The sequence below is a fragment of the Nocardia lijiangensis NBRC 108240 genome, from assembly GCF_001613045.1.
In the GTDB taxonomy this organism is placed as follows: domain Bacteria; phylum Actinomycetota; class Actinomycetes; order Mycobacteriales; family Mycobacteriaceae; genus Nocardia; species Nocardia lijiangensis.
In genome coordinates this window covers 1-13,714 of record NZ_BDBP01000092.1, presented here as the reverse complement: position 1 = coordinate 13,714, position 13,714 = coordinate 1, and the positions used below count along the sequence as shown (strand labels likewise).

Below are 13,714 nucleotides of genomic sequence, written 5' to 3'. Positions count from 1 at the left end.
GGCCGGTTTGGCGATCAAGCGATTGTCGGCCACCGACGCGACCTGGTTGTCGCTGGAGTCGCCGGAGATGCCGATGCACGTGGCGTTCCTGATGGAATTCCACTGTCCCGAGGGCGATGCCGAGGGATTCGTGCGCCGCTGGCGCGCGCGGCATGCGGCACCGTTCACCGCGCCGCCGCCGTGGAACCTCGCCCCGGTGCGCGGCCGCCTCGCCGAATCCCTCGCCCTGGTACGGGAAGTCGATGAAGTGGACCCGGCCGACCACATCAGGCAGTGGCTGCTGCCCGCGGGCACCGGCCACGAGGAACTGGTCGAGCTCGTGACGCGCATTCACGGCGAGCAGCTGGACCTGGACAAGCCGCCGTGGGAGCTGCACTTCGTGACGGGGCAGTCCGAGGACCGGTTCGCGGCGGTATTGAAGACGCATCACAGTCTGCTGGACGGTGTTTCGCTGGTGCGGGTCATCACCGGCGGTCTGTCCCCCGACGCGCAGGCGCGCGACCTGCCACCCTTCTTCACAGTGGGACCCGAGACCGGTCCGGACCGCGCAAGGGGGATCCGTTCGCTGCTCGCGGCGGTGCGCGGATTCTTCGCGGTACTGTCCGGCGTCGCCGGAGCCGCGCGAGATGCGTTGCGGCGCAAGGCAGGACAGGAGACCGCGCAACAGACGTACCGGCAGCCGCCCTCCGTCCTCGACGGTCCGATCACCGGCGCGCGGGACCTCTCGCTGCGCCGCTACCGGCTGAGCGAGATCAAACGACTGGCGCGCGCCGCGGACTGCACCGTCAACGATCTGGTGCTGTATCTGGTCGCCACCGCGTTGCGCGGCTACCTCGCCGACCACGCCGCACTGCCCGAGCGCCCGCTCACCGCCGGTGTGCCGACCGATCTGCGCGACGGCGACCAGCGGGTGGGCACGCGCGCGGGGCTGATGTTCACGGCGCTGGCGACCGACGTCGAGGACCCGGTGCGACGCCTCGCCGCCGTCAAGGACGCGATCGACGCCGCCAAGCGGCACATGGGCGCGATGTCGCCCGGCGCGGTCATCGGATACGGCCTGGCCACCACCTTCCCGTGGGTCTTCGCGCTGCTGCTCGGCATCCGGTCGGCCCCGTCCTCGCACCCCATGGGGATCTCCAATATCCCCGGCCCGCGGGACGCGCTGTTCTGGGATGGCGCTCGCCTGGACGCGATGTATCCGATATCCCTGCTGATGCACGGCAATGCGCTGAACTTCACCTGCTTCGGCTACCGCGACGAGCTGTTCCTCGGCGTGCTGGGCGCCGCAGGCAAGCTGCCGCCGATCGAGCACCTGACGGCCGCCATGGACGCCGCCCTCGGGGAACTGGACGGGCTCCTCGCACCCGCGACGGCGGTCGGGCAGGACTGAGATGTGCGCCATCTGCGGCATTGCCGACTTCGCGGCGCCGGTCGACCCCGGACCGCTCGCCGCGATGTGCGCCGTGCTGCGTCACCGCGGCCCCGACGACCACGCCACCTGGAACGACCGGCACGCCGCGCTGGGGTTCCAGCGCCTGTCGATCGTGGACGTGCGGCACGGCGCGCAGCCGACCGCCGACGAGAGCGGTGCGGTGCGTGCGCTGCTCAACGGCGAGATCTACAACCACAAGGCGTTGCGCCGCGACTTGGCAGCGCGCGGGCACCGGTTCCGCAGCGACAGCGACGCCGAGGTCGTCCCCCACCTGTACGAGGAGTACGGGGACGGATTCGTCGAACACCTGGACGGCGATTTCGGCATCGCGATCTGGGATGCCGCCCGGCGGCGGCTGACGCTGGCCCGCGACCGCGTCGGGGTGAAACCGCTCTTCTACCACGTGCGCGGCAGCCGCCTGACGTTCGCTTCGGAGATCAAGGGCCTCTTCGCCTCCGGCGCGTGCACGCCGGAGATCGATCCGCAAGGGCTGAGCGACTGCCTGTTCTACGGGCACACGATCGCGCCGGGCACGTTCTGGCGTGACGTGCGCGACCTGGAGCCGGGCACCGTCCTCACCGCGGACGCCGACGGCATCCGGAGCAGGCGCTATTTCCGCGTCTTCCAGCGCAACGACCCCGACGCACCGCTGCTCACCGGACGCGCGGCGATCGAGGCGTTCGACGAGGTGTTCACCGCCGCGGTCGCCAAGCGCGTCCCCGACGAGGTGGACGCGGGCGTCGCGCTCAGCGGCGGACTCGACTCCTCCGCCATTGCCGCCGTCGCCGCCCGGCGCTGCGACGCGCCGCTGACCACGCTCAGTGTGCGGCTGTCCGGTGCGATCCACGACGAGACCGACATGTCGCGGCTGGTCGCGCACTGGTTGCGGGTGCCGAACGTGGAAGCCGAGATCACCGGAGCGCGCGTCTGCGAGCTGCTGCCGAAGAGCATGTGGCACTTCGAATCTCCGTTCTGGTACGGCGGCGTCGCCTCCCCCTTCCTCGACCTCACGGCGCTCGCCCGAGATCGAGGGCTCAAGGTCGCGATGAGCGGCGACGGCTCGGACGAGCTGCTCGCGGGCTACGACTTCTACCGGTTGATGCGGCTGAGCTCGCGATTGGAGAAACTGCGGCTGGACGCGCTACGACCGCTGGTGTGGCGGCAGGCGACGAAATGGATCGGCGCGCCGAGCGGCATCGACCGCCACATCGTCGAGATCTCCGCGCAGCGTGCGCGATACACCGAACGGTACGGACAGATGCCGCCCTGGGTGTATCTGTGGAGCGCGCTGTCGGGTGTGGCGCGGCCCGCCGTGCTCGCCGACCTGCCCGAGCCGTCGGCGCTGCCGCGCCCACCCGAGCACAGCACGCTGCACCGGCAGATGCACTTCGAATTCCACACCCGCCTGCCGCACTGGGTGCTGCCGATCTCGGACCGGCTCGGCATGGCGCACGGCCTCGAGGTGCGGGTGCCGTTCCTGGACCGCGCTGTCCTCGACGTCTGCGCCGAGCTCGACCCGCGCATGCTCCTGCGTCTGGGCACCGAGAAGTACGTGCTCAAGCGGGCGATGGCCGATGTGCTGCCCAAACAGATCGTGCGGCGGCGCAAGAAGCCGTTCATGACGCCGGTCGGCCCGTGGTATCTCAGCGGGCCGGGCGCGGAGCTGGCCGCCGGCCATCTCTCCCGCGCCGCCGCGCGACGCTACGGGCTGTTCGATCCCGAAGCGACGGAACGGATCTGGCGCACGGCCGTGGACCGGCCCGGCACCTGGGAGGGCGTCACGGCCGAATGGGCCGCGATGGCGATCCTGTGCACCCACCTCGTGGTCGACCAGTTCAGCGCCGACCGCTTCACCCCCGATGCGATCGCGGGAGCCCGCACATGACCGTTACCCTGCCGGGCGCCGCCGAATGGCACGAACTCGCCCTGCACGCCGCCGCCCAGCCGGGCCTGGCGCTGCTCGCGCCGCTCGGAGCCGCCACCCGGCCGATCCGCAGCGTGCCGAAATTCGGCTGGGTGGTGTCCGATCCGGAACTCGCGCGCGAAATCCACCGCGACAGCGAACATTTCAGCATCGCGACGGACGGCGCGTCGGGGCACTGGTGGTCACAGATGCTGGGCGAATTCGGCGCCGAACGCTTCGAGGGTCCCGAGCACCAGCGATTGCGCGCCGGGCTCGGGGATTTGTTCAGCAGGCCCGCGTCCGAACACCTCGTCGAGGACGCGACGGGCGCGCAGCTCGAGCGCCTGCGCACCGATCTGGCCGCGGGACGGACGGTCGACATCGCCGAGTTCGGCCGGGTGTTCACGGCGCGCACGATGGTCGACGTGGCCGGTCTGCCGCGCGAAACCGGCACCGACACACCGTATCTGGATCTCTTCGCGGCCATGGAGCGACTGGCCGACCTAGGCAAGGGCAACTGGGCGACGACCGTCGTCCCTCCGCGCAACCGGCGCAAGGGCAACGAGCTGGCGGCACTGATCGGCGCGAACGTCGAGCACGTCTACGACTCGGCCGAATCCGGGACCGTCATCGGACGCTGCCGTGACATCGGGCTGACACTCGAGCAGACGCGGGGATTCACCGTGCTGCTCGTGGTGGCCGGGACCGTCACCCTCGCCAGTACCCTCGGCCGTCTGGTCGCGCTGCTGCACGACACCGGCGCCCAGCACCGGCTGCTGGCCGATGCGGGCCGGATCCCCGACGCGGTCCGGGAGGGGCTGCGGGTGACCAGCTCGATGCCGGTCGTCGGGCGCGGCGTCGTCGGCGATGTCGAACTCGGCGGCAGGCGGTTGCGCGCCGGTGACCGTGTCAAGGTGATGACCTGGTACATCGGCAATTCCGTCGGCCGGTTCGACCTCGATCTGGGTTATGTGCCGCAGACGCGGCAGCTGTGGTTCGGCGGCGGCAAGCACTTCTGCCTCGGCGCCGCGCTCACCCACGTGCAACTGACCCGTTTTCTGGAGACGTTGCTCGCGGCGGGCCGCCCCTGGGAGATCACCCGCCGCCGCTACCGGTTCAACGCGTTCGTCCCGCTCTACCGCAGGCTCGACATCCGCTTGCGCTGAGTCACTTACCCGCGCTGAGACATCTACTTGCGCACGCGCGGGGCGGGCAGCCACCAGTTCCAGCGGCCGAGCAACCGGAGGGTGGCGGGTACCAGCACCAGTCGAACGACGACCACGTCGAGCAGGACCGCCACGGCCAGCGCGAAGCCGAGCTGTTTCAGTTCGAGGGTGCTCGCGGTGAGGAAGCTGGCGAACACCACCACCATGATCGCCGCCGCGACCGCGACGGGTTTGGCGGTGGCGCCGATCCCGTCCGCGACCGCATCGCGGTTGGCCTCAGCCGGATCGATCGCGCCGCGCGCCGCGGCCGCGTCCCAGTTCTCCCTGATCCGGCGGATGACGAACACCTCGTAGTCCATGGAGAGGCCGAACAGGATCACGAACACGATCAGCGGCATCACGACCTGGACGAAACCGGGACTCGTGAAGTCGAAAAGCGGTTCGCCCCAACCCCATTGGAACACCGCGACGGTGATGCCGAGCGCGGCCGCCGTGGCGAGCACATTGACCGCGACGGCCTTCACCGGCACGGCGAGGCTGCGGAAGACAACCAGCAGCAGCGCCAGCGCGCACAGCACCGTGATCACGACGACCAACAAGTAGGCGCCGCGAATCGCGTCGCTGATCTCGAGCAGGCCGGCGGGCGCACCGCCCGCGCTGACCCGCAGGTCCGGGGTCGAGGCGGCGAGGGTGCGCGCCCGCGCGTCGAGTTCGGCGACCAGGTCCGAGCCCGCGGCCGAGTCGATCAGCGTGCGGGTCACGACGGTCAGGTGGACACGGCCGTCGGACCGCTGCGTCAACACGGCGGCGACGCGGGAATCGGCGCGCAGCTCGTCGGCGAAGCCTTGCACGACGCTCGCCGCGCCGGGGTTCAGCGGCCCGCCGTCGGACCCCGTGGCGACGAACTCCATCGGCGAGAGCATGCCGGACGGGAATTTCTCCGCGACCGTGCGGGCCGCGACACCGGAGGGGTAGTCGGTCAGCGACGCGATGCCGAGGTCGAAGCCGGTGCGCAGGCCGGTCAACGGCAGCGCGGCCACGACGAGCAGGCTCGCGGCGGCCAGCCCGAAGACGACCGGCCTGCGCATCACCCGACGTGTCCACTGGCGCGCGGCGGCGCTGTCGTCCGAGTCGACGCCACGGCCGCGCACCCGCCAGCGGTTCACGGCGGGGCCCAGCACGGTGAGGATCGCGGGCAGCAGGGTCACGGCGGCGAGCATCGCCGTCGCCACGGCCACGCCGACACCGAGCACGATGCCGCGAAAGACCCCGGCGGGCACCACCAGCAGCGAGGCCAGCGACACGATCACGACCGAACCGGACGCCAGGACCATGCCGCCCGTGGTGGCCATGGTCGCGGTCACGGCGGCGCGGATCGCGGCGCTGTCGGCGCGCGAGGTCACCCCGCGCGCCGACAGCTCCTCGCGAAACCTGCTCACCACGAACAGGGCGTAGTCGATGCCGACGCCGAGACCGATCATGGTGGCGATGGACAGCATCAGCGGGTCGACGGACGTCACGGTGTCGGCGACCAAGAGCACGCCGGTGCACGTCAGCAGTCCGGCGACGGCCATGAGGATCGGCAGCAACGCCGCGCACACCGCACCGAGCGCGAGGACCAGGAGCGCGAAAGCCACGGGAAGGCCGAGGGATTCGGCGCGGCGCGCGTCGGCCTGTTCGGCGATGATCACATCGTTCTGGATCGCGGTGTAGCCGGTGAGGTCGACGCGGACCACATCACGACCGGGCAGCGCGGACAGCGCGTCCTGCAGAGCGCCGGAGACGTCGACACGGTGGGACTGGTCGCCTTCGATGGCGACGACGGCCAGGGCGGTGCGGTGGTCGTCCGAGATCAGGTGTCGCGCACCGACCTCACCGGGGGCGGCGAGCACCGTCGCGCCGCCGACCGATTCGACAGCGTGCCGGGCCCGCTCGATCTGGGCGCGGTATTCGGGGGTGTCCACGACGGCGGTGCCGGAATCGAACACCAGCAGCGCCTGTTCGGCCCGCAGGCCGGGGAAGTGCTCGGCGATCAGGCGTTGCACCGCCACCGATTCGGCACGGTCCACGGTGAGATCCGGTGCCTGCAAGCGTGATTCGAGCACCGGGTAGCCCGCGCCGCACAGCGCGAGCACGACCAGCCAGACCGCGATCACCGCGCGCGGATGGGTCGTCACACGACGCGTCCAGCGCGCCAGCGGACCACGGCGCACGGGTTCGGCATCGGGCGCGGCGGCGGACTTCTCGGATGTGCCGAGGCTCATCGGGCGGCACGCCCCGCGCGCACGATCATCGTGCCCGCACCGAGCCGACCGAGGTCCGAAACGCCAACCACCACACCGCGTCCTTTCCCGGGGCACAAGAAATCGACCCACCGGTGGGCCGGTGAATCACCGTAGGCAGCGCGGCGGCCGGGTGTCACTGCATCGTCGGGAGAACATTCGCGCCCGATGTTGTTCGGGGAGACGAACGGCGCCGCAAACGGGCGGCGATCACGCACCGCTGTCGATCAGCTTGCCGCGCTTCACTTTCCGACCATCGATTCCCGATCGGGTAGCGGCCGTGTGCCCGCACCCAGGTCGAATGCGCGAGGACTCTGAGTGAGCCCGGTCATAGTGGCGCGGATTCGTGGCGTGCGTTACCGTTGCGACGGCTTAGGGGAACGGAGTAGTTCCTCATTGCGGGAGGGTTGGCAAGCATGATCAGACGTCGTGGTCCGATCGCCGTGGCGGCCGCAGCGCTGTCCGCGTTCATCGTGATGGCAGGCGGGGTGGTGTCCGCGCCGCCTGCCGAGTCGACGCCGGCGCGCGCCGGGCTCGACGCGCAGTTCATCGCCACACACAATGCGCCGCCGCAGTATCCGCATGTCTTCATCGAATGGGATGTGCCGATCACCATGAGCGACGGCACGGTGCTGAAGGCGAACGTCTACCATCCCGCCGACGCGACGGGTCAGCCGATCCAGGAGCCGACACCGACCGTCGTCAACCTGACGCCCTACACGAAACTCGTTGCCAACCTTGCCGATTCCGCACTGGCTATTCCGGGGCTCGCGGACCCGTTGATGCATGTGCTGCGCAATCTGGATTTCTCGGCCTTCGGAATGAGCGGGCTCAGCGATCTGATGCGTGCCCTGCCCGGCGGCGCGGCCCGGACCTTCGGCGTGGACCGCAAGCTGATTCAGAGCGGCTACACGCAGGTCGTCGTCGATGTGCGCGGAACCGGGTTCTCCCAAGGCGTCTGGCAGGTCTTCGGTCATCGCGAACAGGAGGACGGCGCCGAGGTCGTGGACTGGGCGGCACGCCAGCCGTGGTCCAACGGACGGATCGGCATGAGCGGAATCTCCTATTCCGCCATCAATCAACTGCACACCGCCGAGCGCAGACCCGCTGCGCTGCAAGCGATCTTCCCGGTCGTCCCGGGGAGCGATCTCATCCGCGACGTCGCGGCGCCCGGTGGCGCGCTCGGCATCGGTTTCATCCCAGAATGGCTGCTCGCGGTCAATGCCACGAAGTTGCTTCCCGACGTGGTCTCGATGCTGACCGGCAGGTTCGACTGGACCTGGCTGGCCGACCGCATCCGTGACCCGTTCACCTTCTTCAACGTCGTCATCGCGGCGCTGGTCACGCCGAGCATCGACCAGATCCCGCCGGAGATGCTTGCGGTGCTCGACGACGAGAGCCCGCTGCGGACAGCGTGGGTCGGACATCCAGAGCGGATCCAGGTCCCGACCTTCATCTACGGCGGCTGGCACGACATCTTCACCTACTCCTCGCCCCGGGTGTACAACGCCATCGACGTCGCGGACAGCGAGAAGAAGCTGGTGATGGGCGACACCTACCACGTCACCACCGGCGCGGGCATGGGCGTCCCCGGCGCCCCGCCGTCCCTGGACGTCCTCCAGCGCGCGTGGTTCGACAAGTGGCTCAAGGGAATCGACAACGGCATCGAAGGCTACGACCAGGTGACGTCGTGGCAGCAGGGTGGCGGATGGAGCGACAGCCCGTCCTTCCCCCGCCCCGGCATGGAGCACCGGCGGCTGTACCTGAACGCGGTCCCGTCGGGCACCGCGCCGACGGCCGCGGGCGACGGCTCCCTGACCACGGGGCCGAGCGGACCCGCGCGGCTGACGATCGCCCCCGGACTCGCCACCCTGTGCTCACGCGATGCCGCGCAGGGGACGGCGGGCATCGTTTCAGCACTGGATATCTGCGCCGAAGACGCGCGGATCAGCGAGGTGAACGCGCTGACGTTCACCACGGCGCCGGTGGGCCGGCCGACCCAGATCTCCGGTCCGCTCGCCGTCCACCTGAACACCGTCCTCGACGCCACGGACGGCTACTGGACGGTGACCCTGAACGACGTTGCGCCGGACGGCCGTTCGACGGTGTGGACGACCGGACAGCGCACCGCCTCGCTGCGCGCGGTGAACGAGGCCGCCTCCACCCGCTCGCCCAACGGCGACTACACCGATCCCTACCCGATCCTGACCTTGGCGAGCCGCGAGCCCGTCGTCCCCGGTCAGACGACCGTGCTCGATATCGGGCTCTTCGCCACCGACGGCGTGCTCCAGCCCGGGCATCGGCTCCGCATCGACGTCTTCGCGAGCAACTTCCCCAGCAGCATCCCGCTGCGCCCATTGCTGAACGAAAGCGGGCTGCGGCCACAGCATCTCGTGCTGGATCCCGGCCAACCCAGCTGGGTGAACATTCCGGTCGAAGGCGACCCCGGCTGGTGAGAAGGTGCCAGCCCGCGGCGCGCACTCCGCTCGGCATGGTTTGTCACGCACGGAAGGCGATGCCACCATGGTGGCGTGACCGTTCCCGAGCTCGGCGCCCCCGGCCGTAAATACCGGGGCGCCGGGCCCGAACAGCGCCAGCAGCAGCGTCGCGCCAGGCTCGTCGACGCGGCGATCGAGGAATTCGGCACCCGCGGCTATCGCAACACCACCATCGATGCCGTCTGTGCCCGCGCGGGCGTCGGCAAACGCTACTTCTACGAATCATTCGACGGCAGTGAGAGTTTGCTGCGTGCCGCGTACGCCGTCGCCACCGATCGGCTGCGCGGGTCCATCGTCGACGGAGCCGCCACGTGTCCCGGCACCCTCGCCGCCGTCGTGCACGGCTCGTTGACCGGCTTCTTCCGCGGCATCGCCGACGACCCGAGGGTCGCGCGGATCGCGTTCTTCGAAATACTCGGCATCAGCTCGGCCGTGGACGTGGACTATCGCAGGGTGACGGGATCGTTCGTGGATACCTTCCTGGAGCTGGCCACCCCGATGATCGACATCGAATCCGTACCGCGCCCGCGCCTGCGCATCATCGCCACCGGCCTGGTCGGCGCTGTGCTCACCATCGCCCAGCAGTGGGTGCTGGAGGACTACCGCCAGCCGTTCGACGCGGTCGTCGACAGCGCCCACACGGTGCTGACCTCGGTGCTGGAGGGATTGGGCCGGTAACCCGGACACTGCTGATCAGTTCGGTTCGCCGACTTCGCCGCGGATCGGGTCGCTGCCGTCCCGGGTGGCCGCGACGTCCTGGTTCGCTGCACGTCATCCCTCGGTGTCGGCGTCGATCTGTTGAGCGCGGCGCAGGAGAACGGGATCGTGTGCGTTGACCAGAAGCAGTTCACGAGCCTGCGTGGTCCACAGTTCGGCGAGGCGTTCGTGGTTGGCCCGGACCCTGGACATGTCGTGGGCGACGAAGCGCTCCATGGTCGTCAGAGCTCGTGGCACGCGGCCGGTGCCGTCGATCTGCCCGTGGTGATAGAACGCATCGCCCGCATGCAGGATCCATCGTTTACCGGTGTCGATCGCGAAGGCGGCGTGCCCGCGACTGTGGCCGGGCAGGCCGATCATGACGAGGCCGGGTGCGATGTCGGTGAGCTCTTCGGCGGCGGGGAAGCCATGCCAGGGCTCGCCGTAGCCGGGCATGTGGCAGACCAGCGTCGGATGGTGGTCGCGTTGTGTGGGCAGGTACCGGCCCCTTTCGATCGATCCTCTCGGGTGCAGCGCCGCGTCCGCTTCGCTCGCGGTGAGGTGAACTCTGGCCCAAGGAAAGTCCGCGAGACCGCCGGTGTGATCGGCGTCGAAATGCGTGAGAACGATATTGCGGACATCACGCGGGTCGAAGCCGAGGCGTTCGATCTGCCGGATCGCGGTTTCGTTCTCGTCGAACCGCGGGCGGACGTAGAAGCGGGCAGGCCCGAACCGGGCACCCGGATCGGCGGCGTCGCGCAAACCGAGTCCGCTGTCCACCAGCGCGAGGCCGGTGTCGGTTTCCAGGAGAAGAACATGGCAGACCAAGCCCTGCGGGGTGCGTGGCGGGCGCATGGTGCCGCAGTTGAGGTGGTGGACCTTCATCATTCGTTCGAGTCGAGGGCGGCGGTCAGTCGCCGAGGTTCGGTGGCGTGGTGGCCAGCAGACGCGGATCTGGTTCGCCCCCGGCCGTGGCGGCGGCTCCGGCGAGAGCGCGCGCCAGAGTGAGCAGATCGCGGGGGTTGCGTTTGTCCAGCCCGCCGAGCAGTTGCTTCAGGACGGTGAGCTGGTCGAAATAGATCCGTTCGATCACGAGGTTCTCGTGTTCGTCGAACACGAAATAGGCCGTCATCCGGGTCCGATGTTTCGACCCGGTCGGCGGGATCTTGCCGAGCGGTCCCAGATGGGTTCCCAGCAGCCAGAACTCTACGATCACCGCGTCGTGACTGTGGCGCAGGGCGATGATCTCGTGGTCCTGGTCGGGAAAGGCGCGGCGGGTGTCGCTGTAGTAGCCGCGCACCTCGTCGTCGCCGTCGTGGACGACCATCGGCGCGATCAGCTCGTAATGGGGGTGCGGGAACGTCGAAAGCGTTGCGTCCCAGTCCTGGGCCACCTCGTCGTGGAAGTGGTCGAGGACGAGTTTCTCCCGCGCGCGCAGGACGTCTTCGGGTGGCAAGGTGAATCGTGACGACATCGGGGTCTCCTCAAAGATGCGATCCGTGCGTGATGTGGCCGTGGCTGAACGTGGGGTGGGTGCCCGGGTTGGTCCACACCCCGGTGAGTTCACTGGAGGGGAAGAACTGCAGGAAGCGTGAATCGGCTTGGCTGCGGTCGGCCAGTGTCTTCTCGAGGATGATCGAGTTGTACTGATCGGCGGTGGTTTCGATCGTGTTGGCGTTGAGCACGACCTCGTGCTGCCACTGCCGCGCCCACCGCGCGAGCCCCGGCAACCGGGAGTGTTCCGGCGTCAGCGCCTCGGTGGCGATCACGTTCTCGCTGCTGACCCAGATCCCGGTCGAGGTGTTGACCACCAGGCTCTGATTGCCGAACACGTGCCCCGGGGTCTTGACCACGGCGACACCGGGACCGAGGACGACCGATCCCTCGATGGGCAGGAACGCTTCGGCGGGGACATCGCGGTATGCGGCGGGCTGGTACCACGGTTTCTGCAGCGGATGCAGCTCTGCCATGCCTGCCAGCTCGTCGCGCTGAACTATGACCTTCGCGTTGGGGAACAGCGCCACCGGCTTGGTGTCGAGGTCGTTCTGATGTGCGGTGGTGCCGATCCAACGCCGCAGGTCCTGGGTGTGGAGGTGGTCGAACATCAGATAGTCGACCTCCTCGCGGGCAATCCCCAGGCGCGACAGATGGTCCAGCACCGTGCCGTGCTCGCGGACCATGCGCCGTTCGATCACGGCCGGGGTGCGCTGCGAGAGAGTGTCGAAATACGGTGTGTAGCGCCCGAGTTCGACGTCCGAGGGCTCGAACAGCAGCGTGCGGCGCCTGCCGTCGGAATCGTGCCAGCGGATCACCAGCATCCGGTTGGTGATCGACAAGAACGGCGCGATCGCGCGCGACGCCCGGAACAAACCGAACCGGGTCGGATACGGCAGCGTCACCAGGTCACAGGTGGTGATGCTGCCGGGTGTGCCGGTACTCGGGAACTCGCGGCGGAACACCTCTGCCTGTTCGCGAGCCACCCGCAAGCGCGCGCCCGGACCGCCCTCGACGTGCGCGAGATCGGTGAACGTGTCGATGCGGTCCCCGACGGTCGGAAGATCGGTGACCTCGGAGGTGCCCCAGGGAAGACGCATGTCGGGACTCCAATATCCACATCGTGGGTTAATTGCCCTGGAACCATATACCCACGCCGTGGATTTAATCAAGGGGAGAATGACCGCATGACCAGCCCAGCTCCCTGGACGCGCCGCGGACGACCCCTGCAAGGCTCCGGTCAGCTCACCCGTGCGGGCATCGTCGAAGCCACCCTCCAAGTGATCGATCGCGACGGGTGTCGGCGCTGTCGGTATGGCGCGGCGCTGACTGCCAAACGGCGTCACAGTGTCGAGGCAGGCGGCGGCAGGGCTGGTGCTGGCGGCGGCAGTCCCGGATCTCCGGGGCGCCGGTCGCGGGAAAACCCGCTGCGGTCCGGAAATCGCATGGCCCCAACGGGATTCCGCTGAAGTCGGCGCCCGAGGTCAACGATCGGATCGACCGTCTCGCACCGGAGAGAACGGCGGATCGCCGGGAGACGGAGCCGGAGCCTCCTGCTCGGACTGGATCTCGATGTCGATCCGGGTTCGCGCTCCACCCGGATCCCACATCTCCTGGAACGGTCCGACGATCGAGCCACCGAGGCCGCGGCGACGCGCGCGCGTCACCGCCCAGGCGAAGCCGAGCGGAACGAGGACTAGGGGAACGACCGACAGCAAGAACAGCACAACACCGTTCATGCTCTCCCATAGTAGAGATGCGGGGGCCCCGGGTTTCGGCACACACCATCAGCCATCTTGCGACAAACGGAGGGTTCCCCTGACCGCGACCTGCACTCCTCCGTCAGGCCACGGCGACGCCCACCCGGCCCCGAACGCGCCCAACCGCAAACAAAACGGCGCCCTCCCCCGAAACTCGGGAAAGGGCGCCGTTCGCGAAACCCGTTGCGAATCCCTAGAACTGATCCTGCTCGTAATCGGAGCTGAGCAGCTCGTCGGTGTGCGTCGCACCGATGACATCCGGCGTCGACTCACCCAGCGGACCGGTGAGATCGTCGTTGCCGGTGCGGCTTTGGTACGGCTGCACGTTGCGCGAGTGCTCGTCATCGTCGGACTGGCGGGCTCCGGCCGCACCCGGCGCGCCCCCGCCCATGAACGAGCTGCCGGTGCCCGCGGGCGTCGTCGCCGCACCGAGACCGGTCGGCAGCGTCGCGCCGGGCATGCCGATCGGGCGGACGGCGGGCA

The 13,714-nt window shown here is 69.1% G+C and carries 10 protein-coding genes and 1 pseudogene; 5 read left to right on the top strand and 6 right to left on the bottom strand.

Features of this window, described 5'->3' with window-relative positions:
- Positions 1 to 7 precede the first annotated feature (7 nt).
- From NL1_RS28840 to NL1_RS28830, 3 genes are read left to right on the top strand one after another with little or no spacing between them, the layout of a single operon-like run.
- Complete coding sequence (locus NL1_RS28840) at positions 8 to 1,390, top strand: wax ester/triacylglycerol synthase family O-acyltransferase (protein ID WP_067845721.1); 1,383 nt, start codon at positions 8 to 10, stop codon at positions 1,388 to 1,390.
- A gap of 1 nt (position 1,391) precedes the next feature.
- A complete protein-coding gene (asnB, locus tag NL1_RS28835) occupies positions 1,392 to 3,317 on the top strand; it encodes an asparagine synthase (glutamine-hydrolyzing) (protein ID WP_067845718.1) in 1,926 nt (641 codons plus the stop codon).
- Positions 3,314 to 4,501, top strand: coding sequence for a cytochrome P450 (locus NL1_RS28830; protein WP_084511064.1), 1,188 nt, complete (start codon positions 3,314 to 3,316; stop codon positions 4,499 to 4,501). The genes asnB and NL1_RS28830 overlap by 4 nt, the downstream gene beginning before the upstream one ends.
- A 23-nt stretch (positions 4,502 to 4,524) precedes the next feature.
- Here the strand turns inward: NL1_RS28830 and NL1_RS28825 are convergent, their stop codons facing one another.
- Positions 4,525 to 6,765, bottom strand: a complete 2,241-nt coding sequence (locus NL1_RS28825; RefSeq protein ID WP_084511062.1) for an MMPL family transporter — start codon at positions 6,763 to 6,765, stop codon at positions 4,525 to 4,527.
- A 434-nt stretch (positions 6,766 to 7,199) separates the two neighbouring features.
- On the opposite strand from NL1_RS28825, the gene NL1_RS28820 reads away from it, so the two are divergent.
- Positions 7,200 to 9,239 carry a CocE/NonD family hydrolase gene (locus NL1_RS28820; protein WP_067845714.1) on the top strand — a complete coding sequence of 680 codons (2,040 nt, stop codon included), beginning with the start codon at positions 7,200 to 7,202 and terminating at the stop codon, positions 9,237 to 9,239.
- Between the two features lie 75 nt (positions 9,240 to 9,314).
- On the top strand, positions 9,315 to 9,959 hold the full coding sequence (locus NL1_RS28815) for a TetR/AcrR family transcriptional regulator (protein WP_067845711.1): 645 nt from the start codon (positions 9,315 to 9,317) through the stop codon (positions 9,957 to 9,959).
- Between the two features lie 93 nt (positions 9,960 to 10,052).
- On the opposite strand, the gene NL1_RS28810 is transcribed toward NL1_RS28815, so the two are convergent.
- The 5 genes and pseudogenes from NL1_RS28810 to NL1_RS38290 form a co-directional block, all read right to left on the bottom strand.
- Positions 10,053 to 10,862 carry an MBL fold metallo-hydrolase gene (locus tag NL1_RS28810; RefSeq protein ID WP_067845770.1) on the bottom strand — a complete coding sequence of 270 codons (810 nt, stop codon included), beginning with the start codon at positions 10,860 to 10,862 and terminating at the stop codon, positions 10,053 to 10,055.
- Between the two features lie 25 nt (positions 10,863 to 10,887).
- The gene (locus NL1_RS28805) at positions 10,888 to 11,451 is read right to left on the bottom strand and encodes an ester cyclase (protein WP_067845708.1); all 564 of its coding nucleotides are present in this window, start codon (positions 11,449 to 11,451) and stop codon (positions 10,888 to 10,890) included.
- 10 nt (positions 11,452 to 11,461) lie between these two features.
- Positions 11,462 to 12,817 carry an MBL fold metallo-hydrolase gene (locus tag NL1_RS28800; protein ID WP_245673615.1) on the bottom strand — a complete coding sequence of 452 codons (1,356 nt, stop codon included), beginning with the start codon at positions 12,815 to 12,817 and terminating at the stop codon, positions 11,462 to 11,464.
- A 138-nt stretch (positions 12,818 to 12,955) separates the two neighbouring features.
- Positions 12,956 to 13,210: a hypothetical protein gene (locus NL1_RS28795; protein ID WP_067845702.1), complete on the bottom strand. Its 255-nt coding sequence runs from the start codon at positions 13,208 to 13,210 to the stop codon at positions 12,956 to 12,958.
- 214 nt (positions 13,211 to 13,424) lie between these two features.
- Positions 13,425 to 13,714: pseudogene (locus tag NL1_RS38290) on the bottom strand (hypothetical protein); the annotation flags it as partial.